This window comes from Deinococcus aerophilus, assembly GCF_014647075.1.
In the GTDB taxonomy this organism is placed as follows: Bacteria; Deinococcota; Deinococci; order Deinococcales; family Deinococcaceae; genus Deinococcus; species Deinococcus aerophilus.
This window is the reverse complement of the sequence record NZ_BMOM01000006.1, coordinates 62718-86941: the sequence shown is the minus strand read 5'-3', so window position 1 is coordinate 86941 and position 24224 is coordinate 62718. Positions and strand designations below refer to the sequence as shown.

The window sequence follows — 24224 nt, the reverse complement described above, 5'->3', positions numbered from 1 at the left end:
GTCCGGTCCATGCGGGACCGTCAGCGAAAACGCCAGCCGCTGGCCCCGCGACTTTCATTGACCGGCCGGGATATGCAGCGTTAACCTGCCACGAACTTCAACGTCTCCGCAGGGATGTCCCCGCCGCCCGCCAGGGTGGGCACGACCGTGCTGATGCTCAGGCCTGCGGCAAACTGCACGTCGGCCCCCAGGCCCAGGTCAGCCAGGTGCAGGCCGTGGGCGCTGCCTCCCAGGGCTTCCAGGGGATTGCCCCCGCCCCGACGTACGGTCAGGGCGATTCGCGCGCCGTCGTCAAGTTCGAATTCTCCCATCGCGAGCAGGTACTCGGCGAGCACCCCGGCGGTGTACACGTCGTCGAGCCCCACGCGGGCGTCGGTCCCGGCACACACGATGGCGATGCCCTCGGTCGCCAGGGCGCGGGCGCGGCGGGCGGCGGCGTGGGCATTGGTCAGGGCGGCGAGCAGCACGTGCTTGCCGCTCTGGGCCGCCACATGGGCCGCGCCGGTGCCGTTGGTGGTGTTCATCACGACCGTCTTGCCGGTGAAGTTCTGCGTTCCGGCCTCCACCGGGCTGTTGCCGAAATCGAAGCCGGGAATCGGCAGGCCTCCGCGCTCGCCGCCCAGCACGTATTCCCCGCCCCCCCCACGCAGGGCCAGCGCCACCTCGGGGGTCCGGGTGAGCAGCAGGGCCTCGGCGCCGCGTTCCAGGTAGGCCACAGCGGAGGTCGTCGCCCGCAGCACGTCCACCACCACCACCACATCCGGGTACTGCCCGTGGGGCAGCAGATCCACCCGCAGCTTCATGCCCGGCCCCCCTCTGTGCCCGACCGGACCGGTTCCCTCACTTCAGGGCCTCGCGCAGGCGCTCCAGCCCGGCCTGCGCGCCGTCCCGGCCGTACACCGCGCTGCCCGCCACAAGCACGCTGGCTCCGGCGGCCACCACCGCGCGGGCATTGGTGGGCGACACGCCGCCGTCCACCTGCAGCTCGGCCTCGCTGCCCAGCTCGTCCAGCCAGCGGCGCAGCGTGCGGATGCGCTCCAGGCTGTGCGGAATGAACTTCTGGCCGCCGAAGCCAGGATTGACGCTCATGACAAGCACCAGGTCCACATCGCCCAGGACCGGCCGCACCGCCTCCAGCGGCGTGCCGGGGTTCAGGGTCACGCCCGCGCGCTTGCCCAGTTCCCGGATCTGCTGCACGGCGCGGTGCACGTGCGGCGTGGCCTCCACATGCACAGTCAGGCTGTCGGCCCCCGCCGCCGCGAACTCTTTCAGGTAGCGCTCGGGGCGCTCGATCATCAGGTGAACGTCCATCGGCAGGTTGCTCGCCCGCCGCGCCGCCGCCAGGATGGGCATCCCGAAACTGATGTTGGGCACGAAAGCGCCGTCCATTACGTCCACATGGGCCCAGTCGGCCCCGGCGATGGCCGAGAGTTCCTCGCCCAGCCGCGTGAAATCGCACGACAGGATGCTGGGGGCCAGTTTGATGCGGCGGGCGGGCTCGGCTTCGGCACTCACGCCGGTCAGTCTATCAAGGGCCGGCTCATGAACGCCCCTCATGAACGGGGTGGGGCGTTGGGGGCACGCCCGCTGCGGCGGCCCGAACGCCCGTTAGGAGCGGGCATGGCATCATGGCGGCATACGGAGGCCAAGAGCATGAGTGAGCGAGCACAACACGACCTGGGGGCCTGGAAAGCACTGGCCCGCAAGGACCTGAAGGGAGCCGAGCCCGACACCCTGAATCAGGTTACCCCCGAGGGCCTGACCCTCAAGGCGCTGTACACCCGCGCCGATCTCCCTGAAGGCGGCGCGGCCGACACCCTGCCGGGCCTGCCGCCCTACACCCGCGGCCCGCGCGCGACCATGTACGCGGCGCGCCCGTGGACCATCCGGCAGTACGCGGGCTTTTCCACCGCCGAGGAGAGCAACGCCTTTTACCGGCGCAACCTCGCCGCCGGACAGAAGGGTCTGTCGGTGGCCTTTGACCTGGCCACGCACCGGGGCTACGACTCGGACCACCCGCGCGTGGTGGGCGACGTGGGCAAGGCGGGCGTGGCGATCGACAGCGTGGAGGACATGAAACTGCTGTTCGATGGCATCCCGCTGGACCAGATGTCGGTGTCCATGACCATGAACGGCGCGGTGCTGCCCATCCTGGCCGGGTACATCGTGGCGGGGCAGGAACAGGGTGCCGGGCTGGAACAGCTCTCGGGCACCATCCAGAACGACATCCTCAAAGAGTTCATGGTGCGCAACACCTACATCTACCCGCCTGAGCCGTCCATGCGCATCGTGGCCGACATCATCGAGTTCACGGCCCAGCACATGCCGCGCTTCAACTCGATCTCGATCAGCGGCTACCACCTGCAGGAGGCCGGCGCCAACGCTGCGCTGGAACTCGCCTACACCCTGGCCGACGGCCTGGAGTACGTGCGGGCCGCGCTGGGCAAGGGGCTGGATGTGGACGCCTTCGCGCCCCGGCTGAGTTTCTTCTTTGCCATCGGTATGAATTTCTATACCGAGGTCGCCAAGCTGCGTGCCGCGCGGCTGCTGTGGGACGAGATCATGGCAGGCTTTGAGCCCAAGAACCCCATGAGCCGCGCCCTGCGGACGCACTGCCAGACCTCCGGGTGGTCCCTGACCGAGCAGGACCCCTACAACAATGTGGTGCGCACCGCGGTGGAGGCGATGGCCGCCGTGTTCGGAGGCACCCAGAGCCTGCACACCAACGCCTTCGACGAGGCGATTGGCCTGCCCACCGACTTCTCGGCGCGGATTGCGCGCAACACCCAGCTGGTGATTCAGGAAGAGACCGGGATTCCGGACGTCATCGACCCCTGGGGCGGCTCATACCTGATGGAGCGCCTCACCTTCGATCTGGCACAGAAGGCCCGCGAGCTGATGCGTGAGGTGGAGGAGCTGGGCGGCATGGCGAAGGCCATCGAGGCCGGGATTCCCAAGCTACGCATCGAGGAGAGTGCAGCCCGCAAGCAGGCCCGCATCGACCGGGGCGAGGACGTGATCGTGGGCGTCAACAAGTACCGCCCGGGCGAACAGACACCCGTGGAGCTGCTGGACATCGACAACGACGCGGTGCGCGAGTCACAGATCGCGCGGTTAAAAGACGTGCGGGCCGGGCGTGACCCGCAGGCCGTCAAGACGGCGCTGGACGCGCTGGAGGACGCCGCCCGCAACGGGAACGGCAACCTGCTGGCCCTGGCCGTGGAGGCCATGCGTGCCCGCTGCACGGTGGGCGAGGTCAGCGACGCCCTGGAGCGGGTGTGGGGTCGCCACTCCGCCGAGGTGCGCACCCTGAGCGGTGTGTATGCCCAGGGCTACGCCGGGGACGAGGGCTTCGCGGCCCTGCAGGGCGAGATCGAGGCCTTTGCCGAGGCCGAGGGCCGCCGTCCGCGCATGCTGGTGGTCAAGATGGGTCAGGACGGACACGACCGCGGAGCCAAGGTGATTGCCACCGGCTTTGCCGATCTGGGCTTCGATGTGGACGTGGGCCCGCTGTTCCAGACGCCGGATGAGGCGGCGCGGCAGGCCGTGGAGAACGACGTGCATGTGATTGGCGTCAGTTCCCAGGCGGCGGGACACAGAACCCTGATTCCACAGCTGATCGCCGCGCTGCGCGAACAGGATGCGGGCGACATCCTGGTAATTGCCGGAGGCGTGATTCCTCAGCAGGACTACGCGGCGCTGCGTGAGGCGGGTGTGGCAGGCATCTTCGGCCCCGGCACCCCAATCCTGACGAGTGCGCGTGAGGTCCTGCGGCTGCTGAGCGAGCGTAATGCGGATAATCCATTACGCTCTTGACAAAATATAAATTGTGACCTAAGCTGCTGTCAGAGCCGGGCTCTGCCTGGGCCCGGTCCCCTCTCACAGGAGGCACAATTCATGTCCCAGCCGCAGACGACCACCCCCGTCCCGTCCTCAACCCTGCCCGTTCCCGCCGGGGAACCGATCTGGGTGGACCTGACCACCTCCACGCCACAGCGAACGCGCGACTTCTACGCCGCCCTGTTCGGCTGGGAGTACCAGATTTCCGAGGAGTTCGGTGGCTACGCCAATGCCCAGAGTGGGGGGCACCGGGCGGCGGGGATCTCGCCGCCCCCGCCGCAAGGCATGAATGGACCCCCGTCGTGGCTGATTTACTTTGACACCAGGGACATTGTGGCCGACGCCCAGCACGTCAGAACGCTCGGCGGCACTGCCTTTGAGGGGCCAGTGCAGATCGGAACGGAAGGCTGGGCGCATCACGTCGCCGATCCCGACGGGACGATCTTCGGGCTGTGGCAGGACGATCAGCACGGCGGTTTCGCGGCCTGTCAGGGGACGGGCCGGGTGGTCTGGGCGGAGGTCAACACCCATGATTCGGCGTCTGCCGTGGCGTTTTACAGCCGGCTTCTGAATGCGGATGCCCTGCCGCTGCCCGGCGCGGACTACCACCAGCTTATGCATGGTGGGGTGGGTTTCGCGGGCGTGTCGGGCCACGCGCAGAATTGGGACGAGGTGGGCGCGGGCGGCTGGATGGTCTATTTCTATGCCGAGGATGTGGACGCGGCTGCCCGGACCACGGAGACGCACGGCGGAAAGGTTCTGGTGGCTCCCTTCGACATGGACTATGGCCGCATGGCGGTGCTGGCCGATCCGGCGGGCGCGGTGTTCTCGGTGATGAATCCGCAACCGGCGGGCCGCTAACTCCCGACCGCTCTCTCCACAGGCCCCGTCCATCTGACGGGGTCTTTCCTATGATGGAACGCATGTCCGCCCATCCCCTGGCCGCCCCCCTGCTGTCCGGTAATCGCCGCGCCCTGGCCCGGGCGATCACCCTGAGCGAATCCACGCGCCCCGACCATGAAGCGCAGGCCCAGCAGCTGCTCTCGGAGGTTGCGCCGCACGCCGGACACTCGGTCCGGGTGGGCCTGACCGGGGTGCCGGGGGTGGGCAAGTCCACCTTTATCGAGGCGCTGGGAACGCAGCTTGCAGACGCGGGCCGCCGGGTGGCCGTGCTGGCGGTCGACCCCAGCAGCGCCCGCACGGGCGGCAGCATCATGGGCGACAAGACCCGCATGCCCCGGCTGACCGTTCACCCGGGCGCGTACATCCGGCCCAGTCCGGCGGGCGGCACCCTGGGTGGGGTGGCCCGCCGGACCCGCGAGGCCATCACGCTGTGCGAGGCGGCGGGATACGACGTGGTGCTGGTGGAAACCGTGGGCGTGGGCCAGAGCGAAACGCAGGTGGCCGCCATGACCGACCTGTTCGTGCTGCTCACCCTGCCCAACGCGGGCGACGAGTTGCAGGGCATCAAGCGCGGCATCATGGAACTTGCCGACGTGTGCGTGGTGAACAAAGCCGATAGTGACCCCCGGGCAGCGGTGCGTGCCCAGACCGAACTGCGCGCCGCCCTGAACCTGCTGACCCCGCACGACGCCCCCTGGCGGCCCCAGGTGCTGCGGGCCTCTGCCCTGACCGGCGAGGGCGTCCCAGAAGTCTGGGCGGCGGTGCTGGAGTATGTCCAAGAGGTGGACCTGAGCGCCCGGCGCCGCACCCAGACGGTCCAGTGGTTTGACGAGTTGCTGCGCGAGGCCGCGTGGCGAATGTTTCAAGAAGGGCTCGATACGCAGCAGCTTCACCGCCTGCGCGCCGAGGTCGAGGCGGGGCAGCTGACGGCCATTCAGGGAGTGGCGGTCCTCACGGCGCCGTGAGGCCGGCTTGCGGGAGGGTCTGCGCCCGGTTTGCCTGGAGACACCCACGGATTGCCGCGAATGAGAAACCGCCACGGCAACTCCGCTCCCCGGCGCAGGCCCACGCGGGCGGTGATCTGAAGTTCTGCGTCGGGCACCGGCCCGCCCGGCACGATGTAAAAGGCCGGACCGTCAATGGGCTGCCCGGCCAGTTCCGCCGTCAGGCCCAGCGCCGTGACCAGCTTGGCGGGACCGTTGGTCAGGTCGAGGGCCCGCCGGACCGGGCGCAGTTCGCGCATCGTCGCCTCACCCAGCAGCGGCTGTGCGGCGCGCACCAGAATGGAGGCCTGGACCCCCGGCGGACGGCAGACCACGTTCAGCAGCGCCTGCTTATAGGCGTGATGAAAGTACACCCGGCCCGGTTCGCCGCCCATCGCCTGCGCCGCACCGGGCAGGCGGGCCACCACATGACAGCTGGGGTCGCGCGGGCAGTCGTATCCCTCGGTTTCCACGATACGGGCAGCCAGGATTTCACCGCCCGGCAGCGTGCGGACCAGTATGGCCCCCAGGAGCGCGCGGGCCACGGTTACCGGATCGCCCGCGAAGAATGCAGGCTTCAGGGCCTGTACATACGGGAAAGGCTGGACAGACGCGTGCATGTGCCGAGGCTAGAGGAAGGGCCGCAGAAGGTCTGGGCGAACGCCTACCCCGCGCCACCGGTCAGGTCCATGCTCGGCACACCGGGCGAGACCCACGGATTGTCCCGGATCAGAAAGCGCCAGGGCAGGGTGCGACCCTCCCGGATGCCGATGCGGGCCGTGACCGCGACCTCCGCGTCTGGCAGCGGTACAGCCGGTGCAAACAGATGCAGGGCAGGGCGGTCCACCGGCGTGTTCCGGACCTCGGCGGGCACGATGCCCAGCGCATAGACGAGCTTGGCCGGCCCATTGGTCAGGTCGCGTTCGCGGGTCACGGGCCGGTGGTTCAGCATCCGGGCGCGGCCTTCCAGGGGTTCCAGTGCCCGGATCAGAACGCTGGCCGCCACGCCCTCCTCGCGGCACGACACCTGCAGCAGAGGATGGCCGTGGGTGCTCCAGAACAGCCAGTGTCCCGGCACGGTTGCCATCTCGGCGCTGCGGGCCGCGTGAAAGCGTCCGGCGGTGCACGCCGGGTCGCGCGGGCAGTCGTAGGCTTCGGTCTCCACGATCCGGCCACTGAGCCGCTCGCCACCGGGCAGAACGTGTACCAGGGTACTCCCCAGGAGTTCGCGGGCCACCCGAACAGGATCGCGATCAAAAAATCCGGGAGGCAAGGTGAGGGCCTGCATATCCGGCAGGCTAATGCAGTCTGACCCGCATTTCATTCATGAAGCTGGGTTAAGGTAAAGACTTGTGTCTTTTGTGACCCGGAAGATTGAGACTGTTTTCTGCCGGTCCGGACGACGAAAGCCCCTGTATTCTTTTCTTGCCCTGTGTAACGGGTGCTCTGGAGGTCATGACCTTGGTTCTTTATCTTTCCCTGGCGATCATCGCCGCTTTTGTGTTGTGGGGGCTGCTGAGTCCGGCGGGCCTGGGGGTTGCGGCCAGCGCCGCCGTGACCTGGACCACCAGCACTTTCGGCTGGTACTACCTGTTGGCCGTGCTGGCCTTCTTGCTGTTCTGCGGTTTTCTGGCGTTCAGCCGCTACGGCAAGATCAAGCTGGGCAAGGACGACGAACAACCCGAGTTCAGCACCCTGTCGTGGTTTGCCATGCTGTTCAGCGCAGGCATGGGCATTGGCCTGGTGTTCTACGGAGTGGCCGAGCCGGTCTCGCATTACCTGACTCCACCCGGCGGCCTGACGCCCGAAACGCCCGAGGCCGCCCGCGCCGCCCTGAAGTACTCCTTCTTCCACTGGGGGCTGCATCCCTGGGCCATCTACAGCGTGGTGGCCATGAGCATCGCGTACTTCTCCTTCCGGCGCGACGAACCCACCCTGATCAGCCGGACCTTCCGGCCCCTGCTGGGCAAGAAGGTCGAGGGACCCATTGGCAAAACCATTGACGTGCTGGCCATTATTGCCACGGTGTTCGGGGTCGCGGCCTCGCTGGGCTTCGGCGCCATACAGATCAACAGCGGACTGAACAGTGCTTTTGGCCTGAGCATCGGCACCACTTCACAGCTCACGATCATCGCTGTGGTCACCGTGCTGTTCCTGATCAGCGCCATGACCGGCCTGAGCAAGGGCATTCAGCTGCTGTCGAACACCAACGTGGTCCTCGCGGGCCTGTTGATGCTGGGCGTATTTGTCTTTGGACCCACGGTGTTTCTGCTCGACACCTTCACCACCAGTGTGGGCGGTTACCTGCAGGATCTGATCAATCTGTCCACCCGCCTGACTCCCTTTACCGGGGCCACCTGGGTCGGCGGCTGGACCATCTTCTACTGGGCATGGTGGATTGCCTGGGCACCCTTCGTGGGGCTGTTCATCGCGCGCATCTCGCGTGGGCGCACGATCAAGGAATTTGTGCTGGGCGTGCTGGGCGTCCCCGCGCTGGTCAGCTTCGCGTGGTTCAGCGTGTTCGGGGGCAGCGCCCTGAACGGTGCCCTGGCCGGCAAGACGGCCGTGACCCAGGCCACCGAGGCCGACATCTCTACCGCCCTGTTTGCCCTGCTGCAGGGCCTGCCTCTGGGGCACATTCTGACCGGCATTGCCACGCTGCTGATCGCCTCGTTTTTCATCACCAGCGCCGACTCGGCCACCTACGTGCTGGGCCTGCAGTCCAGTGGAGGCAAGGGCGAGCCGAGCAATCCGGTGAAGCTGACCTGGGGCGTCATGCAGAGCATGATTGCCGTGGCGCTGCTGCTCAGCGGTGGTCTGGCGGGCCTGCAGTCGGCCAGTGTGGTCGCCGCGCTGCCGTTCAGCATCATCATGATCGGCATGTGCGTCAGCCTGCTCAAGGGCCTCAAGAGCGAGTTCCCTGCGCCGGCCCCCTTGAAGAAGGCCGCGCGGACGCCCGCGCCACAGGACAAGAAGCAGCCGCAACCCTGAAGTAGGCGAACACCAGAGCAGGCGGGCCACCCCAGTTACCCTGGGCGGCCCGCCTGCTTTGCCACGCACACGCTTCTGGAGCTTCTGGCGCCCGGGTTACTTGCGCATCATCCGCAGGCGGCGAAACGACTGACGTTCCTGGCGGGTCACGGTGTCCTGAAGCTGGGCGGTGGTGACCTCTTCCACGGTGATGAAGGCCTTGGGATAGGCCGCCTCCACCACCTGGAAAGCGCGTTTGATCTTCTTGCGGGCAATCACGCTGAACAGGATCCGGACCTCGCCGTCGCGGCCCGAGGCGTTGACGGTGGTGACATAGAACCCGGCCTGACGCAGCGCCTCCTGCACATCGGGCGCCCCCACCGGCACGATGATCCGCAGCACCACCTTGCCCACCGCCAGCCAGCGCTCGATGCTGGAACCCAGCATGGTGCCCGAGGCATAGCCGCCCGCGTAGGCGATGAACTGCAGCGGGCTGTCCAGCGTGCTCAGCACCTTGGCGGCGGCGAGCAGCCAGATCAGCGACTCAAAGAAACTCAGCGCCCCGGCAGCCGTCTGTTTGCCGCGCACCAGCATCCCGATGCGCAGCGTGCCCAGCGACACGTCCACGATCCGCAGAGAAAAAATAAGCAGCGCCCCCAGCAGGGCCTCGGCATTCAGAACATCAGACACAGCCCTGAACTTAGGGGGGCATGAAATGAGAATGGTCAGCGGTCAGGCCGGGAGGGCAGCGCTGCGCAGCCCTGTGCATCCCCACCGCAGCTCCAGTACGTCTGAAGCGCCTGTGCAGTCCAGCACTCAGGCCAGGAAAACGTTGGGCGCCAGGTTTAATCTCGTCTGCCCCTGCGCGTCTGAACCCACAGATAGATCACTCCGCCGATGAATGCCAGGCCAGCCACACCCAGATTCAGCCACATGAACCCGATGGTGCGGCGATAAGCTTCGCCCAGAACGAAGATCTGCCCCACCACGGAGAAACATTGCATGGCAGCGAAGGCCAGCCCGATAACGAACATCCGTTGTGGATGCTGTCGGTGACGTGCCCAGAACCACCACCCGAACAGAACCGGCAGGGGAATCAGGGCAGCCAGCCACGGCCCGAACCGATGTTCGCTGGGACTCACGAGAATCGGGACCACCGAAAACGCCGCCACCACGCTCAGCAGGACCAGAAACAGCAGCGGTGTGCTGACGCTGGGCGCTGAGCCACGATGTTCGGCCTCTGGCCTGCGGTCCGGTTGCTTCATCCCCTCCATGCTCTCCCGTCCCGCAGCAGCCCGCCCTCGTAAATCCGGCGGACCGTGGCCTCGATGTCCGGCTCCTTCACGGTGATGTCGCGGACCGGCGCGTGGGCGGTCACGCGGGCAATCGGGGCAGCGGCGGCTCCGGTGAAGCCGTAGCGCACGCGCGGGCCGTCTGTGCCCAGCAGCGTCAGCTGCGGCACCTGCGGGTCGGTCGGCGCGGCCTCGAAGTCCACCACCAGTTCGCGGGCGCTGCCGTAGCGGGCCTGCAACTGCGCCAGATCACCGTCGTACAGCAGTGAGCCGTGGTCAATGATCATCACGCGGCGGGCCAGCCGCTCCACATCGGTCAGGTCGTGGGTGGTGAGCAGCACGGTCACCTCCCGCGCAGCATTGACATACCGGATGAATTCGCGGATGCGCTCCTTGGCGACCACATCCAGGCCCACCGTCGGTTCGTCCAGAAACAGCAGTTCGGGATCGTGCAGCAGCGCGGCAGCGAGGTCGGCGCGCATGCGCTGGCCCAGGCTCAGGGCGCGGGCAGGGGTGTTCAGGAATGGCCCCAGTTCCAGCAATTCGGTGAAGTCGCGCAGATTCTGGCGGAACCGGGCTTCCGGCACCCGGTAGACGTGCCTCAGCAGCTCCAGTGACTCGTGAACCGGTAGGTCCCACCACAGCGTCGTGCGCTGGCCGAATACCGCCCCCAGCCGCGCCACATGCGCCCGGCGCTGCCGCCACGGCACCAGCCCCCCCACCTCTACCCGGCCGCTGTCGGGAACGAGCAGACCGGTGAGCATCTTGATGGTGGTGCTCTTGCCCGCCCCGTTCGGGCCCAGGTAGCCCACGATTTCTCCCCTCGCCACGCTGAAACTCACGTCACGCACGGCTTCCAGGGTGACGCTTGATCCGCGCAACACGCCACCCTGGCGCGTGCGGAAGGTTTTTTTAAGGTGTTCGACGGTGATCATACGGCTCCTTTTGCTGAACTCACGTTCCCGTTCCCCCGTAATGCCGCACCCCCACCCGCCAGAAAGCGAAGGCGGCGGCCAGCATCAACGGCCCGATGAGGGGCGACAGGTACGCGGCCACCAGCGGCAATCCATCGGGCAGAGGACGGCCCAGGACGGACAGCACCGGAAAGTAGGACAGGAAGGCGGCGGGCAGCAGGTAGGTGAAGGTCTTGCGCAAAAACTGACCGTAGATGTCCATCGGGTAAGAAATCAGGGTGCGCCCGCCGTAGGTAAGGACGTTCATGGCCTCCACACTCTCCACCGTCCAGAACGTCAGCGTGCCGCCGATAACGAACAGCCCGCCGAAGAAGGCGATCATGCCCACCACGCTGCCGGTAAGGAGCAGGGTGGCTTCTGGAGTCCAGACCGCTCCCGACGCGGATACGCCGTAGGCCAGAATCCCCGCCGCCAGGAAGATCCGTGTCACGCGCCGCAGGGCAAAATCCGAACCGAAGATCTGCAGGCGCAGGGGCGCGGGCCGCAGCAGAAAGGTATTGAAGCTGCCGCTGCGGACATGCTGGCTCAGGTTGGGAGCATCGAAACCGCCGAACAGCAGGTCCATCAGCACAAAGGCCAGTTCGGCCAGACCGTACAGCAACGCCACCTCGCCCAGGGTCCAGCCGCTCAGCGTACCGAAACGCGGCAGCACCAGCGCGAACGCCGCGAACTCGGCGAGCGTGATGAAGGCCGATCCCACCGCGTCCAGCGCGAACGACAGGCGGTAAACGGCCTGCGAACGGGCCTGGGCACGCAACAGCAGAAAGTACAGACGCAGATGGTGGGTGGCCGAGGCCAGAGGTCCGTCGGTCTGGTCCTGGGGTGAAGCGGCGAATGGCCTATCCACCCGCCGCCTCCAGCCGCCTTAACCCGCGCGACAGCACGGCGGCGGCCAGCGCAAACAGCGCCAGCGCCCAGCCCAGTTGCACGGTCAGACCCGCCAGGGCCTGTGCGCCGGTCCTGACCCCCAACCACACCTCCACGGTGGTGTTCATCATGCTGGGAAAGGGCGTGAGGGCCAGCACCTGCTGAACCCCCGGCGGAAAGAAGGCCAGCGGCATCAGGAATCCCGAACCCAGGCCCAGCACCGCCCAGGCAAAGCGCCCGATGCCCACCGCATCCGGCGACCAGAACGCCGCGCAGTTCACCAGAAAGCGGAAAGCAAAGCCGCAGGCCCAGGCGAGCAGCAGGCTCAGCGCCGTCAGGGTCCAGCCCTCCACGCCAGCCGGGAAGGTCGCGCCCCACACCACGGCAAACAGGGCCAGCATGGGCAAGCCGCGCAACACGAACTGGCCCGCCGCCCGGCCCGCATCCTGCGCCGCCCAGAAGGCGAGCAGGTCGTGGGGCCGCAGCAGATCGCCCACGATCTCTCCCCGGTGAATGGTCCGCATGAAGTCCGTCCAGCCGAACAGCGACAGGGTCATGATCAACGCCTGGGTCAAGCCGGTGTAGGTGATGGCGTCCTGCACGGTGTAGCCGGCCACCTGCGGCTGCTGCCCGAACAGCGCCACCAGCACCGCAATCCGCAGCAGCCCAAAAAACAGGTTGGTGATCAGGCCCCACAGCGCTGCTTGCGGGTAGGCGAACTGCCGCCGGAACCCCAGCCGCGCCACCGCCGCGTACAGGGCAGCGTGGGGCCGGAAAAAAGATGATATGGACAACGCAGCCTGCAGATTCGACTCTCCCCTGCCCGGCACCCAGGCATGCCCACAGGTTAAGGGCCGGGCCTGGCGGCACAAATAGGCCATCTGGCAGAGGTCCCCACCCCCTTGCCGGCACGGTTTCCCGACCTCAGCCATTGCTCAAGCTCCTCCGGGGGCAGGTGCTCCACAGCGGGGGTACGCTGGCGGCACAGGCATTCGCATCCATTCTTTCTCAGGAGGACAGAACCCATGATGGACATCTTCAACATGCTCGGCGGACTGGGCCAGGCGCAGCAGCAGGTGAGCCAGCAGACAGGCGCCACCCCCCAGCAAGCCGAATCCGCGCTGGAGGCCGCCATTCCGCTGCTGCTCGGGGCCATGACCCGCAATGCCACCGAACCGCAGGGAGCCGCCGCCCTTTCCGGGGCCCTGCAGCAGCACGACGGCAGCGCCCTCGACCGCTTTCAGCAGGGGGCTCTGCCCGACACCCAGACAGGCCAGAAGATCCTCGGGCATGTCTTCGGCAATCAGCAGCAGGCCGCCGCCAACGCCGTGGGACAGCGGGCCGGCATTGACCCGCAGCTTGCCATGCGGATTCTGAGTCTGGCTGCTCCGCTGGTTCTGGCCTACCTGGGCCGCCAGCAGCAGGGCGGGGGCCAGAGCGCGGGCATGGGCAACCTCGGCAGCATCCTGGGAGGGGTGCTGGGGGGCGGCTCGGGTTCAGGGGGCCTGGGAGGACTGCTCGGCGGTCTGCTCGGCGGCGGCGGGTCAGCTCCCCAGACTCCGACACCGCAGAGTCCGGTGCCGCAGGAGCGGGGCGGCGGCGTGCTGGGCGGAGGCCCGGTGATTTCCGGTCTGCCTCCCCAGAGCTCCCCGGCATCCCAGGCTCCCGGCGGGGTAGGCGGCATGATCGGCACCCTGAACCATGTGCTGGACCGCGACGGCGACGGCAATGCCCTCAACGACCTGATCGGGATATTCGGCGGGCGGCGCTGAGCGTTCGCCCCGAGTACCGGTGGCCCACCGCTGGCCGGGAGCGGCAGCGGTCAGCTCGCCGGTGTGGTGATCTTCTCGCGTGAATATGGAAGGTAGCCCGGGGGCGTTCCGGTCTCCTCGCTGAACAGCGCGGTGGTAAGGTAGCGCGCTCCGGTGTCACAGGCGATGGTGGCGACCCTTCGGCCCGCGCCCAGTTCGCGGGCCACCTGCAGCGCGGCCCAGGCATTGGCGCCGCTGCTCATGCCCACGAACACGCCCTCCTGCTCTGCCAGGCGGCGGGCCAGCGGATAGGCATCTTCCTCCCAGACCGTGATCACCTGGTCGATCACGCTGCGGTCCAGATTGTCGGGAATGAAGCCCGGCCCCATGCCCTGAAAGCCGTGCTCGCCGCGTTCACCGCCGCTGAGCACGTTGCTGCGGGCGGGCTCTACCGCGATCACCCGAATGCCGGGGTCCTGCCGCTTGAGATACCGTCCCACCCCGCTGATGGTGCCGCCCGTACCGCTGCCATACACAAAGGCGTCGATACGTCCCTCCATCTGTGTCCACAATTCCGGGCCGGTGGTCCGCTCGTGGGCCTGGGGGTTGGCAGGGTTGGTGAACTGGCCCATCATCACGGCCTCCGTCTCGGCAGCGATGCGCTCGGCCTCCTCAATGGCGGCGAGCATCCGCCGCTCGGGATCGGTGAGGATCAACTCGGCGCCGTAGGCCCGCAGCGTGCGCTTGCGCTCCTCGGACATCTGGGCGGGCATGCACAGAATCAGGCGGTAGCCCTTGGCCGCCGCCACCTGCGCCAGCCCCACCCCGGTGTTGCCGCTCGTCGGCTCGACGATGGTGCCGCCGGGCTTCAGGCGGCCACTGCGTTCGGCGTCCTCGACCAGTCCCAGCGCCGTGCGGTCCTTGATGCTGCCGCCGGGGTTCTGGCCCTCCAGCTTGATGAACACGTCGGCCATGCCGGGTTCCGTCACGCGCTGAAGCTGAACCAGCGGGGTATTGCCAATCAACGTTTCGACCATGTCCGCCAGCATAGGCCTGGCAGGGCCCTCCACAACGCGCCGCCGCTCGCAAAGTGGGCCGGAATGATGAAGCCATGAATGTCCCGGCCCGGCAGGCCCACTCAGAAAAAGATCCCCCGAAGGGGACCCGACTGGCGGTGCGGATGGGTGTGATGGTGATGGACAAGGGGTATGGACGGAAGGCCCGCGCCTCAGCCCTGAGATTTGGGATCAACGGCCCGGTTCTGCAGGGCCGGTTCCGTCTGGCTGTCCAGCGCCGCCCGGCCCTGCTCGTCGGGCCGCGTGTTCAGCGGATTGAGGTCGGGCGCCTCCTTGCTCACGCTGCCCAGCAGCACGTCGAGCACCTCGCTGTCGGTGGCCAGCTGCACCGCCTTGTGGGTCACGATCTCACCCACGTTCAGGATGATGCTGTCGTCGGGGGCCAGGATGACTCGGTTGACCGGACGACCCAGCGCGTCTTTAATGCGCTGCTCGTGGTGCTGCCGCTGGCGCTCCTCGTTGGCGGTTTCCACGTCCTCACGCCGCTCACCCAGCCAGCCCTTGGCCCGGTCCCACAGGTTGCTCGCTCCCTCGGAGACGCTGTCCAGGCCGCCCGCCAGGGCTTCGCGGGTGCCCGTGCCACTGCCCGTGTCCCGGCGGGTCAGCGTGGCGTCCATCAGCTGCTGCTCCACGCCCAGATGCTGGGCCCGTTCCAGAATGGCTGGGGTAACGATCTGTCCCTGCGCCGCGACCACGCTGCCGCCCGGAGCGCGCACCGCCATCCGGGCCCGGCGGCCGATGGTGGCCTCGGGGCGGTCATGTTCCGCAGCCTGCTCCTGACCCTGCCCCCCCATGGCGGCGGCGGTCAGCGCGCCGAGCCGACCCGTCTGTTCGGCGCGGTTCGCCTGAAATTCGGTGATCACGCCGCCCTCGTACACAATCGTCTCGCCGGCGTCGGTGGTCACGTCGGTGCGGGCGGTCTTGCCGACGACATAGGCCTTCTGGCGCTCAGCGGTCGCGCCCCGGATGTCGTCATAGCCTTCTTGCACCCGGTCACGGGCGCTGCCGTAGGTGGCGACGAGCACGCCCCCGGTGGCCGAGGACGCCAGCGTCCCCAGTTTGCCGGCGGCCTCGGCGCGGTCGGCCTGCTCGGCGGTAATCACTTCCCCCTTGCGCACGATGACTTCATGGGCGTCATCGGTAATGTCGCTGCCCGCCGTCTTGCCGATGGCGTACTCCTTCTGACGCTCCCGGCTGGCGCCGGCCATGTTGTCGTAGGCTCCTGAGATTGCCCCCCCGGTCACGGAGGTCGCCAATGCAGTCAGCCGGCCATGTTCCTCGGCCTGATCGGCCTGCTCAGCCGTGATGACCTCACCCTGACGGATCAGCACCGTGCCGTCTTCCAGGATGATGTCGTTGCCCGCCGTCTTGCCGGTGACGTACTCCTTCTGGCGTTCCTTGGTGGCGTCGGCAATGTTGCCGTAGGTGTCCTTGAGCGAGTCTCCCGCGTGGTGAAACGCTCCCCGCAGGCCGCCCGGTTCCTGCTCCTGCATGGCGGAAGCCACGGCGAGCGGCACGATGGCCGCGTGCTCTCCGATCTGCACGTTCTCCGGGGCCGGCACGAAGGTGCGCCCGTTGCTGAGGTCAGAGAACAGACCCCCGGTGGCCTCATAACCCTCGACGTGCCCGGTCTTCTCATCAAAGTACACGTCGGCGATCTTGCCCAGATCCTGACCGTCGGTGGTGAGCAGCGTCATGCCGATCAGGCGGATATCGCTGTCGAGCACATCGGCCAGCCGGTCGTCCTGCCGGGTCGAGGTCACGGCGGCGGCCGAGTCGATCATGATGGCGTCCTCGCCAAACGAATGAATCGCCTCGAAGGGCACCACCTTGGCAGCGCGGAACCACCCTCCCTCGTCGACGAGCAGTCCCAGCACCTGATTGGCCTGATGGTCGAAAATCAGATCGTGGACGCCTTCAATGCGCTGGCCGCTGTCGATGGCGACCACGTGCTGTCCAATAATGTCATTGCCTTTAATCATAGTTCACGCTCCATATTCATCAAAGAGGGGCGGAAAGCCAGGTGTGGCTTCTCAATTTAAATACAGACTCAGACCTCAGATAAAACCCAGATTGAGGATGCCCTGGGGCTTGAGGTACAGAAAGTACAGCAGCAGGAAAACAACGATCAGGATCAGCAGGATCAGAAGCCAGATACCGCCTCCTCCTCTGCGACTGCCCTTAAGTCTCGTCATGGTGCCTCCGGACCTCAGTTTATGAAGGTCCCCCGGAATGTGGGGTTGGGCAGCATCAGCCCCACTTGACTGAATCTTGGTTCGGTCTTTAGGAAAGCCAGAGTGTAGCCTCAGGTCATGACTGTCACGCCTGTCCTGCCCCACCTCCGCGCCGGGTCCACGCCGCCGGAACCTCATGAAGTCCGGCTGGGCGAGGCGCCGCTGACCGTACTCGTCGGCGTCACCGGCGTGGGCAAAAGCACCGCTGTGGCCGCGCTGCACACCGGGGCGGAATCCTGCGTGCTGCCGGACCGCCGTGAGATCACCGATGCCGTAATGATCTACCCGCTGGCCGGCGGCCCGGTCCATGACCGCGAGGAACGCTTTCGCCTGACCGCGCAGTACCGCGCCGACCACCCCGGCGGAATGGCACAGGCGCTGGGGTCCCTGCTGGCCGATACCCGCCACTGGACCGGCCCGCTGATCTTCGACGGCCTGCGCGGGCTGGACGAGGTGCAGTACGCGGCCCGGACGTTTCCACAGTGGCGGTTTGTGGCGCTGGGGGCGCCCGATACAGTGCGCGTGCGCCGGCTGCTGGGCCGGGCCGACGCCTTTGACCGGGTGAGCACCCCCGAGCTGAACGCTGCAGACGTGCCCCGGATGAACCTGCGGGCTGCCCTGGCCACCCTGCCCGGCAGCGCACAGGTGTTCACTCCCGCCGAACTGGAGGAACTCGCCGCCCTGGAAGCTGACGGTCACCGCGCCGCCGACATCCTGGCCAAGGTGAAGATCGTGGTGAGCGAGCGGCGCAGCTATGACCCCGCCGCCGCCGAGGCCCTGCTCCGGACGCTGCCGCCCCGGCGGGCGCTGGTGCTGGATACCGTGGCCCTGAGCCCCGCCGAGGTCGCGCGTGCGGTGGAGGCCTGGGCATGAGCGGCGCGACCGTTCAGCGGGTGGAGGCCGTGCCCTACCGCCTGCCCCTGACCTCCGCGCTGGCCTGGGGCGCCCACTCGGCCCTCAGCGCCGCCGAACATGTGCTGGTGCGGGTCACGCTGTCAGACGGCACGGTGGGCGTCGCCGAGGCCCCCCCCAGACCGACCATCTACGGCGAGACGCCCGCCAGCGTGGAGGCCATCCTGGCCCACCTTGCCCCGGCGCTCATGGGTCTGGACATCACGGACGAAGCGGCGCTCAACCGCGTGCGCAACAGCGTGGCGAACAACCACACCGCGCGCGGCGCCCTGGACATGGCGCTGTGGGACGCCCGTGCCCGAGCGCAGGGGAGCAGCCTCTTCGATGTGCTGCTGGGACCCCGGACCCGCGTGCGCGTCAGCTTTATCCTGGGCATCGCCCCCGCTCAGGAGATGCTGACCGAAGCCGAACGGGTGGTCGCCGCGGGCGTGCGCTGCCTCAAGGTGAAGGTGGGCCGTGACCACGCCCGCGACCTCGCGGTTATCCGGGACCTGCGCGCCGCCTTTGGCGAGACGGTGGCGCTGTACGCCGACAGCAACGAGACCCTGACCCCGCAGACCGCTCCCGGCGCCCTGGAGGCCATGCGGGAGGCGGGCCTGATGTACGTGGAAGAACCCCTGCCCGTCCGGGACCTGCGGGCGCGGGCCGAACTGCACCGGCGCGGCATCCTGCCCATCGTGGCCGACGACAGCTGCTTTACACCCGCCGACCTGGACCGTGAACTGGATTTCGGGACCTTTGACGTGCTGAACGTCAAGACCGCCCGCAACGGATTCACTGACGGTCTCACCATGCTGCGGGCGGCGGCGCGGCACGGCAGGAGGGGAATGGTCGGCTCGCAGGCGAGCAGCGGGCTGGGCACCCTGCATGCCGCCCTGCTGTCCACGCAGGCCGAGGTCACCGAGCCGTGCGAACTGAGTTTTGTCCTGAAACTGCAAGACGATCTGCTCAACCTGCCCATCACCTTTCAGGACGGCTGGCTGGACGTGGGCAGCCTGCGCGAGCACGCGGTTGACCCCCGGCAGCTGGAACGCTGGCGGCAGTAGGCGTTAAGGTAATCCGCTTACACATGCCAGCGGCCCCGCCCTTACAGTGGACGCAAGACGGAGGTATATCCAGGTGACAGTCATGTCAGGAACCCCCCTGGATAATGAAGCATGGATCAAGAAATGCTCAATGTTCTGGCCCTTCCCCTGCTGTTCAGCATGATCGGCGGCACCTACGTTTTTGTGCACTTTCGGGACCGACGGCCAAACGCCCTGCTGGTGGTGACCCTGTTTCAGCTGGTCGGTGCCTACGGCTACACCACCCAGCCGAGTGAGGGCCTGTTCGGGCTGCTGGTCCTGCACGCTGTGGTTGTGTTTGCCCTGCTGCTGCGCCATCTGCAGACCCCGGCGCTCGCCACCGACAACCGCGACCTTCGCTGAGGCGTATGGCGCGGGTTGGGCCGTGCGTGTCCGGCTGCTCTGAGTGGGAATGTACCGTCAGGGCAGGATCAAGCGGCCCGGCGGAGCGCACGGACCGCTTCTCAGCAGACGGTCCAGCGCCACGGGTCAGGACAGCGCTGCGTCCAAAGACTGCCCCGCCGACGGTGCATCGGCGGGGCAGTTCTGGGGTGATTGTGTTGCCCGGTTGCTGACGGGACAGGGCCTTACTGACCGGAGGCCTTCACCGCCGCACGTACGGCGGCCTCGGCATTCAGCAGCGGCAGCCCACCCGAGCGGTCCGCGCTGTCGAGCAGCAGGGCCCGGGTCTGGTCCGCCGTCAGCGACGGATTCGCGCCGCGCATCAGCGCCGCCACGCCGCTGACGAGAGGAGCGGAGAAACTGGTTCCCGCCTCCAGCCCATACCCACCCCCGGCGAGCAGCACGGGCAGGTCCTGCTCCCGCGTGGCCCCCGGACACGCACCAAAGCCCGCTCCACCCGGCGCGACGAGGTCCAGCGCGCGCGGCAGCTTGGTCGAGGACCGTGCGCTGTAGCACGCCAGTTCGCTGTCCTTGGCCCCCACCGCGCCCACCGCAAGCACATCCGGGTGACTCGCCGGGTAGTACACGCCCTCCGCGGCAGTGTTGCCCGCCGCCGCCACAATCACGGCACTCTTGGCTGCGGAGGCCAGGGCCGCGTCCAGCGCCGTATCCCCCGGATTCCCGGGGCTGCCCAGGCTGATGTTGATGACCTTGGCACCCTGTTTTACGGCGTAGTCCAGTCCCTGCGCCACAGACAGGGTGGTGGCTCCGTCCTCGCCCAGCACCTCCACGCCGATCAGGGGGCCGCCCCAGACCATCCCGGCCACCCCCACCCCGTTGTTGGTCTTCGCGCCGATAAGGCCGGCCGTGGCGGTGCCGTGTCCGGAGGTGGTGTCCGGACATCCGTCCAGAAAGGATGCCTGTGCGCTCAGGCGGCCCTGCAGTTCCGGGTGGGTGGTGTCCTGACCCGAATCCAGCACGGCGGTGGCCGCTCCCAGCGGAGTCTTGCCCAGACCGGCGAGCACGTTCCAGGCGTCCTGCGCGTGCACGCGCGTCAGGTAGGTCTGGTTCACCTTCAGGGTGCCAATTGAAATTCCGGCGTTGCCCGGCACCCCCGGATCGTTGGGCACCGCCAGCGCCGCGTACACGAAGTTGGGTTGGGTGCGCACGCCCGCCGCCTGCAGCCGCGCCGCAAAGGCCTGGTCCCCCTCTCCGGCCGGGGTGCGCGCCAGCCGGGTACCCGGCCCTACCTCGGTGACCTGCACCCCTGCCAGGGCCCGGAGCGCCTGCGCCCCCAGGACCTTGCCGCCGGCAGACACGATCAACACCTCGCCGGGCACGTGTGGGGCGTTCCAGCCCTGAGCGCCCACCCGTGCCGCCCGCACCACCTGTGCCCTCACCCCCGCCACGCCCAGCCCGGTCGGTGCGGTAGAGCACGCCGGCGGGTCAATGATGGGCGGCGGGGTCGGGGGGCGGGGTTGCTCGGGCGGCGCCATCTGGTCCATACAGGCGCTCAGCAGCAGCGGAAGGGTCAGGGCAGACAGAAGCAGACGGCGGGCCATATTTACAGGATATACGCCGGTCCGCTGACCCAAGTTCGACTGACGTGAGGTCGGCTCCCCGCTAATGCACGCGCACGCCCTTGGTCAGGGGCTGCTTGCGTACCCAGGCCACAAACTTCTGAACCTCCTCACGTGCAAGGATCGCCTCGACGGTGTTCAACTCGTTGGCAAGTTCCGAATTGCTGAAGGTCTTGGACAGGTACCCCTGACACGCGGCGCACATCTTGACCGTTGGAATCTCTCCGAGCTTGACCCCCTGCCGCCGGCCCTGCGACTTGGGAATCAGATGGTGGTCGGTCATGGTCGGCGCTTCACGGCCACACAGCACACAGGTCTCGGGAGGTTTGGGGGGAGCATACCAGCTGTCTTCTGCACGTTTGCGGGCCATGCGCAGCAGCATACGGTGTGTGGTCGGCGGGCCAGAACCAGGGGGCAGGCATGGAGCAGACAGGCAGGAGCGGGCCCCACCCGGTTTCCCAGGTGGGGCCCACTTCATCAGGCACGCGCTGTCCGCTCGGGCTTACGCCTTCACTTCATCCTTGCTGCGCTCCAGAATGCTGCGCAGCACGGTCTGCAGAATGCCACCGTTCTTGTAGTAGTCGATCTCAACCGGGGTATCGATGCGGCACTGCACGGTGATCTCGCGGGTCACGCCGTTCTTGCCCACGCGCAGGGTCACGTCCTGGCGCGGCTTCAGGTCGGTGGGCAGGACCACGTCGATCATCTCGTCGCCCGCGATGCCCAGCGACTCGGCGGTCTCACCGTTCTTGTACTGCAGCGGCAGCACGCCCATGCCCACCAGGTTGCTGCGGTGGATGCGCTCGAAGCTCTCGGCGAGCACGGCCTTCACTCCCAGCAGCATGGTGCCCTTGGCGGCCCAGTCGCGGCTGCTGCCCATGCCGTAGTCCTTGCCGGCCAGCACGACCAGCGGGATGTTGCTCGCCTTGTAGTTCTGCGCGGCGTCGTAGATGGAGGTCACGTTGCCGGTGGTGAAGTCGGTGGTAAAGCCGCCCTCGGTGCCGGGAGCCAGCTGGTTCTTCAGGCGGATGTTGGCAAAGGTGCCGCGCGTCATGATGCGGTCGTTGCCCCGGCGGCTGCCGTAGGAGTTGAAGTCCACCGGCTTGATGCCGCGGTCGGTCAGGTACTTGCCGGCGGGGGTATCCGCCTTGAAGCTGCCGGCCGGCGAGATGTGGTCGGTGGTCACGCTGTCGCCGACCTTGACCAGCACGCGCGCGCCCTCGATGCTCACGATCTCGCTGGGGCCGTTGGCCAGCGTCTCGAAGAACGGCGGGTTCTGGATGTAGGTGCTGTCTGCATTCCAGTCGTACAGCGCACCCTCGGAAACGGGAATGGCGTTCCAGTCGGCATTGCTCTTCTCGATGCCGTCATAGACCTTCTTGAACATCTCGGCGTTGATGGCCCGGTCCATGATGTCCTGAATCTCGGCGTTGCTGGGCCACACGTCGCGCAGGTACACCGGCTGACCGTCCTTGCCCGTGCCGATGGGATCATTGACGATGTCGTTCACGACCGTTCCGGCCAGCGCGTAGGCCACGACCAGGGGCGGCGAGGCGAGGTAGTTGGCCTTGATGTGCGGGTTGATGCGGCCCTCGAAGTTGCGGTTGCCGCTCAGGACGCTCGCGGCGACCAGATCACCCTCGTTGATGGCGTCCACGATGGGCTCGGGCAGCGGCCCGCTGTTGCCGATGCAGGTCATGCAGCCGTAGCCGACCGTATTGAAACCGATCTGGTCCAGGTAGGTCTGCAGGCCCGCGTTCTCCAGGTAATCAGTGACGACCCGGCTGCCGGGGGCCAGCGAGGTCTTGACCCAGGGCTGGGTGGTCAAGCCCAGTTCCACGGCCTTCTTGGCGACCAGACCGGCGGCGATCAGGACGCTGGGGTTGCTCGTGTTGGTGCAGGAGGTGATGGAGGCCAGCGTCACCGCGCCGTGGCCGATCTTGAGGTCGGTGCCGGTGATCGTGCCCTGCGCGTTCAGCTTGCCCTCGGGCAGCTCAAAGCCGCGGCCCTTGACGGGAGCGGTGAGCGCCTCGGCAAACACGGTGTGCATGTCGCTGAGGTTCACGCGGTCCTGCGGACGCTTGGGTCCGGCCAGGCTGGGAACGATGGTGCCCAGGTCCAGCTCGATGGTGTCGGTGAACACGGGATCGGGCGTTTCGTCGGTGCGGAACATGCCCTGGGCCTTGTAGTACGCCTCGACCAGTTCGATCTCGTCTTCCAGGCGGCCGGTGCGGCGCAGGTAACGCAGCGCCTCGTCGTCCACCGGGAAAAAGCCCATGGTCGCGCCGTACTCGGGGGCCATGTTGGCGATCGTCGCGCGGTCGGGCAGGGTCATGTTGCTCAGGCCCGCGCCGTAGAACTCCACGAACTTTCCGACCACGCCCTTCTCGCGCAGCATCTGGGTCACGCGCAGCGCTAGGTCGGTGGCGGTGGCCCCCTCGGGCATCGCGCCGGTGATCTTGAAGCCGATCACCTCGGGCATCAGCATGTAGATGGGCTGGCCGAGCATGACGGCCTCGGCCTCGATGCCGCCCACGCCCCAGCCCACGATGCCCAGGCCGTTGATCATGGTGGTGTGCGAGTCGGTGCCCACGAGGCTGTCGGGGTACACGACCACGCCGTCGTCCTCGGGGCGGCTCTGCACGCCCTTGGCGAGGTACTCCAGGTTGACCTGGTGCACGATGCCCGAGGCGGGCGGCACCACGCCGAAGTTGTCGAAGGCCTGCTGGCCCCATCTGAGGAACTCGTAGCGCTCGCGGTTGCGCTCGAACTCAATGGCCATGTTGTTCGCGAGCGCGAACTCGGTGCCGAATTCGTCGACCTGCACCGAGTGGTCAATGACCAGATCCACCGGAATCAGCGGGTTGATCTTGTTGGGATCGCCGCCCATGGCGACCATCGCGCTGCGCATGGCGGCGAGGTCCACCACCGCAGGCACGCCGGTGAAGTCCTGCAGAATCACGCGGGCGGGCTTGAAGGGAATCTCCACCTCTTCGTTGACGGGCTTCCACCCGGCCACGGTGGTCACGTCCTCGCGCCGCACGTCGTAGTCGTTGGCCTCACGCAACACGCTTTCGAGCAGCACCTTGATGCTCACCGGCAGCTTGCTGATGTCATGCCCCTGATCTGCAAACTTGTTCAGGTTATAAAAGTAGAGTTTCTGGCCGCTGTGGGTGGTCAACGTGTCGCGCGCGCCGAAAAGGTTCATCGCCATGTTCGAACTCCTCCTTGCCCCTGTGGGGCGATGTCTCCATCATAAGCCGGGGGTCATGAGCGCGGGCGTCACCCACACGGTCACGACGTTCATCAGCCGTAACTACTACAGGAACAACACAGTCCCGCAATGTCCCCCATCCCCCGTTTTCTCTCCTGCCGA

Annotated in this window: 23 protein-coding genes; 8 read left to right on the top strand and 15 right to left on the bottom strand. The window is 67.3% G+C overall.

Going from position 1 to position 24224, the window contains the following annotated elements; all coding sequences use genetic code 11:
• Nucleotides 1–80: 80 nt before the first annotated feature.
• Nucleotides 81–803, bottom strand: coding sequence for a 2-phosphosulfolactate phosphatase (locus tag IEY21_RS05735; RefSeq protein WP_188902265.1), 723 nt, complete (start codon nucleotides 801–803; stop codon nucleotides 81–83).
• A gap of 37 nt (nucleotides 804–840) precedes the next feature.
• On the bottom strand, nucleotides 841–1485 hold the full coding sequence (gene rpe / locus IEY21_RS05730) for a ribulose-phosphate 3-epimerase (RefSeq protein WP_229752922.1): 645 nt from the start codon (nucleotides 1483–1485) through the stop codon (nucleotides 841–843).
• A gap of 168 nt (nucleotides 1486–1653) precedes the next feature.
• Here rpe and scpA point away from each other — a divergent pair, with 168 nt between their 5' ends.
• The 3 genes from scpA to meaB all read left to right on the top strand — a co-directional run bounded on the left by scpA (nucleotide 1654) and on the right by meaB (nucleotide 5708).
• Complete coding sequence (gene scpA, locus IEY21_RS05725) at nucleotides 1654–3816, top strand: methylmalonyl-CoA mutase (RefSeq protein ID WP_188902261.1); 2163 nt, start codon at nucleotides 1654–1656, stop codon at nucleotides 3814–3816.
• An 81-nt stretch (nucleotides 3817–3897) separates the two neighbouring features.
• Entirely contained in the window at nucleotides 3898–4701 is an 804-nt protein-coding gene (locus IEY21_RS05720; RefSeq protein WP_188902259.1) for a VOC family protein, read from the top strand.
• A gap of 62 nt (nucleotides 4702–4763) precedes the next feature.
• On the top strand, nucleotides 4764–5708 hold the full coding sequence (gene meaB / locus IEY21_RS05715) for a methylmalonyl Co-A mutase-associated GTPase MeaB (RefSeq protein ID WP_188902257.1): 945 nt from the start codon (nucleotides 4764–4766) through the stop codon (nucleotides 5706–5708).
• Here the strand turns inward: meaB and IEY21_RS05710 are convergent.
• Together IEY21_RS05710 and IEY21_RS05705 are read right to left on the bottom strand one after the other, a co-directional pair.
• Complete coding sequence (locus IEY21_RS05710; RefSeq protein WP_188902255.1) at nucleotides 5678–6346, bottom strand: DNA-3-methyladenine glycosylase; 669 nt, start codon at nucleotides 6344–6346, stop codon at nucleotides 5678–5680. The two genes, meaB and IEY21_RS05710, sit on opposite strands and share 31 nt — an antisense overlap.
• A 44-nt stretch (nucleotides 6347–6390) precedes the next feature.
• On the bottom strand, nucleotides 6391–7014 hold the full coding sequence (locus tag IEY21_RS05705; RefSeq protein ID WP_188902253.1) for a DNA-3-methyladenine glycosylase: 624 nt from the start codon (nucleotides 7012–7014) through the stop codon (nucleotides 6391–6393).
• Between the two features lie 167 nt (nucleotides 7015–7181).
• Between IEY21_RS05705 and IEY21_RS05700 the strand changes: the two genes are divergently transcribed.
• Nucleotides 7182–8717: a glycine betaine uptake BCCT transporter gene (locus IEY21_RS05700; RefSeq protein ID WP_229752917.1), complete on the top strand. Its 1536-nt coding sequence runs from the start codon at nucleotides 7182–7184 to the stop codon at nucleotides 8715–8717.
• Nucleotides 8718–8813: 96 nt separating this feature from the next.
• On the opposite strand, the gene IEY21_RS05695 is transcribed toward IEY21_RS05700, so the two are convergent.
• The 5 genes from IEY21_RS05695 to IEY21_RS05675 all read right to left on the bottom strand — a co-directional run bounded on the left by IEY21_RS05695 (nucleotide 8814) and on the right by IEY21_RS05675 (nucleotide 12623).
• On the bottom strand, nucleotides 8814–9386 hold the full coding sequence (locus IEY21_RS05695) for a DUF2179 domain-containing protein (RefSeq protein ID WP_188902251.1): 573 nt from the start codon (nucleotides 9384–9386) through the stop codon (nucleotides 8814–8816).
• Nucleotides 9387–9541: 155 nt separating this feature from the next.
• Nucleotides 9542–9961 carry a hypothetical protein gene (locus tag IEY21_RS05690; protein ID WP_188902249.1) on the bottom strand — a complete coding sequence of 140 codons (420 nt, stop codon included), beginning with the start codon at nucleotides 9959–9961 and terminating at the stop codon, nucleotides 9542–9544.
• The gene (locus tag IEY21_RS05685) at nucleotides 9958–10923 is read right to left on the bottom strand and encodes an ABC transporter ATP-binding protein (protein WP_188902247.1); all 966 of its coding nucleotides are present in this window, start codon (nucleotides 10921–10923) and stop codon (nucleotides 9958–9960) included. The genes IEY21_RS05690 and IEY21_RS05685 overlap by 4 nt, the downstream gene beginning before the upstream one ends.
• 19 nt (nucleotides 10924–10942) lie before the next feature.
• Nucleotides 10943–11809, bottom strand: a complete 867-nt coding sequence (locus IEY21_RS05680; protein WP_229752916.1) for an ABC transporter permease — start codon at nucleotides 11807–11809, stop codon at nucleotides 10943–10945.
• Entirely contained in the window at nucleotides 11802–12623 is an 822-nt protein-coding gene (locus IEY21_RS05675) for an ABC transporter permease (RefSeq protein ID WP_229752915.1), read from the bottom strand. The genes IEY21_RS05680 and IEY21_RS05675 overlap by 8 nt, the downstream gene beginning before the upstream one ends.
• Nucleotides 12624–12854: 231 nt before the next feature.
• Here IEY21_RS05675 and IEY21_RS05670 point away from each other — a divergent pair, with 231 nt between their 5' ends.
• The gene (locus IEY21_RS05670) at nucleotides 12855–13601 is read left to right on the top strand and encodes a DUF937 domain-containing protein (RefSeq protein ID WP_188902243.1); all 747 of its coding nucleotides are present in this window, start codon (nucleotides 12855–12857) and stop codon (nucleotides 13599–13601) included.
• 50 nt (nucleotides 13602–13651) lie between these two features.
• Here the strand turns inward: IEY21_RS05670 and cysK are convergent, their stop codons facing one another.
• From cysK to IEY21_RS05655, 3 genes are all read right to left on the bottom strand, one after another.
• Nucleotides 13652–14617 (bottom strand): cysteine synthase A, encoded by a 966-nt coding sequence (gene cysK, locus IEY21_RS05665; RefSeq protein WP_188902241.1) that lies wholly within the window; start codon nucleotides 14615–14617, stop codon nucleotides 13652–13654.
• A gap of 191 nt (nucleotides 14618–14808) precedes the next feature.
• A complete protein-coding gene (locus IEY21_RS05660; protein ID WP_188902239.1) occupies nucleotides 14809–16638 on the bottom strand; it encodes a PRC-barrel domain-containing protein in 1830 nt (609 codons plus the stop codon).
• Nucleotides 16639–16713: 75 nt separating this feature from the next.
• Entirely contained in the window at nucleotides 16714–16851 is a 138-nt protein-coding gene (locus IEY21_RS05655) for a hypothetical protein (RefSeq protein WP_188902237.1), read from the bottom strand.
• 117 nt (nucleotides 16852–16968) lie between these two features.
• On the opposite strand from IEY21_RS05655, the gene IEY21_RS05650 reads away from it, so the two are divergent.
• The 3 genes from IEY21_RS05650 (at nucleotide 16969) to IEY21_RS05640 (ending at nucleotide 19229) form a co-directional block, all read left to right on the top strand.
• On the top strand, nucleotides 16969–17763 hold the full coding sequence (locus tag IEY21_RS05650) for a nucleoside/nucleotide kinase family protein (protein ID WP_188902236.1): 795 nt from the start codon (nucleotides 16969–16971) through the stop codon (nucleotides 17761–17763).
• Entirely contained in the window at nucleotides 17760–18848 is a 1089-nt protein-coding gene (locus tag IEY21_RS05645) for an enolase C-terminal domain-like protein (protein WP_188902234.1), read from the top strand. The genes IEY21_RS05650 and IEY21_RS05645 overlap by 4 nt, the downstream gene beginning before the upstream one ends.
• Nucleotides 18849–18959: 111 nt before the next feature.
• Entirely contained in the window at nucleotides 18960–19229 is a 270-nt protein-coding gene (locus IEY21_RS05640; protein ID WP_188902232.1) for a hypothetical protein, read from the top strand.
• 224 nt (nucleotides 19230–19453) lie between these two features.
• On the opposite strand, the gene IEY21_RS05635 is transcribed toward IEY21_RS05640, so the two are convergent.
• From IEY21_RS05635 to acnA, 3 genes are all read right to left on the bottom strand, one after another.
• On the bottom strand, nucleotides 19454–20830 hold the full coding sequence (locus IEY21_RS05635) for a S8 family peptidase (RefSeq protein WP_188902230.1): 1377 nt from the start codon (nucleotides 20828–20830) through the stop codon (nucleotides 19454–19456).
• A 61-nt stretch (nucleotides 20831–20891) separates the two neighbouring features.
• A complete protein-coding gene (locus tag IEY21_RS05630) occupies nucleotides 20892–21218 on the bottom strand; it encodes an HNH endonuclease (protein ID WP_188902228.1) in 327 nt (108 codons plus the stop codon).
• A 132-nt stretch (nucleotides 21219–21350) separates the two neighbouring features.
• Entirely contained in the window at nucleotides 21351–24062 is a 2712-nt protein-coding gene (acnA, locus tag IEY21_RS05625) for an aconitate hydratase AcnA (protein ID WP_188902226.1), read from the bottom strand.
• Between the last annotated feature and the right edge of the window lie 162 nt (nucleotides 24063–24224).

Bases quoted from the DNA above. Each gene is read 5' to 3' on its own strand.
- IEY21_RS05735 (WP_188902265.1), bottom strand. From the start codon at position 803: ATGAAGCTGCGGGTGGATCTGCTGCCCCACGGGCAGTACCCGGATGTG.
- scpA (WP_188902261.1), top strand. From the start codon at position 1,654: ATGAGTGAGCGAGCACAACACGACCTGGGGGCCTGGAAAGCACTGGCC.
- IEY21_RS05720 (WP_188902259.1), top strand. From the start codon at position 3,898: ATGTCCCAGCCGCAGACGACCACCCCCGTCCCGTCCTCAACCCTGCCC.
- meaB (WP_188902257.1), top strand. From the start codon at position 4,764: ATGTCCGCCCATCCCCTGGCCGCCCCCCTGCTGTCCGGTAATCGCCGC.
- IEY21_RS05710 (WP_188902255.1), bottom strand. From the start codon at position 6,346: ATGCACGCGTCTGTCCAGCCTTTCCCGTATGTACAGGCCCTGAAGCCT.
- IEY21_RS05705 (WP_188902253.1), bottom strand. From the start codon at position 7,014: ATGCAGGCCCTCACCTTGCCTCCCGGATTTTTTGATCGCGATCCTGTT.
- IEY21_RS05700 (WP_229752917.1), top strand. From the start codon at position 7,182: ATGACCTTGGTTCTTTATCTTTCCCTGGCGATCATCGCCGCTTTTGTG.
- IEY21_RS05690 (WP_188902249.1), bottom strand. From the start codon at position 9,961: ATGAAGCAACCGGACCGCAGGCCAGAGGCCGAACATCGTGGCTCAGCG.
- IEY21_RS05685 (WP_188902247.1), bottom strand. From the start codon at position 10,923: ATGATCACCGTCGAACACCTTAAAAAAACCTTCCGCACGCGCCAGGGT.
- IEY21_RS05670 (WP_188902243.1), top strand. From the start codon at position 12,855: ATGATGGACATCTTCAACATGCTCGGCGGACTGGGCCAGGCGCAGCAG.
- cysK (WP_188902241.1), bottom strand. From the start codon at position 14,617: ATGGTCGAAACGTTGATTGGCAATACCCCGCTGGTTCAGCTTCAGCGC.
- IEY21_RS05660 (WP_188902239.1), bottom strand. From the start codon at position 16,638: ATGATTAAAGGCAATGACATTATTGGACAGCACGTGGTCGCCATCGAC.
- IEY21_RS05655 (WP_188902237.1), bottom strand. From the start codon at position 16,851: ATGACGAGACTTAAGGGCAGTCGCAGAGGAGGAGGCGGTATCTGGCTT.
- IEY21_RS05650 (WP_188902236.1), top strand. From the start codon at position 16,969: ATGACTGTCACGCCTGTCCTGCCCCACCTCCGCGCCGGGTCCACGCCG.
- IEY21_RS05645 (WP_188902234.1), top strand. From the start codon at position 17,760: ATGAGCGGCGCGACCGTTCAGCGGGTGGAGGCCGTGCCCTACCGCCTG.
- IEY21_RS05640 (WP_188902232.1), top strand. From the start codon at position 18,960: ATGGATCAAGAAATGCTCAATGTTCTGGCCCTTCCCCTGCTGTTCAGC.
- IEY21_RS05635 (WP_188902230.1), bottom strand. From the start codon at position 20,830: ATGGCCCGCCGTCTGCTTCTGTCTGCCCTGACCCTTCCGCTGCTGCTG.
- IEY21_RS05630 (WP_188902228.1), bottom strand. From the start codon at position 21,218: ATGGCCCGCAAACGTGCAGAAGACAGCTGGTATGCTCCCCCCAAACCT.
- acnA (WP_188902226.1), bottom strand. From the start codon at position 24,062: ATGGCGATGAACCTTTTCGGCGCGCGCGACACGTTGACCACCCACAGC.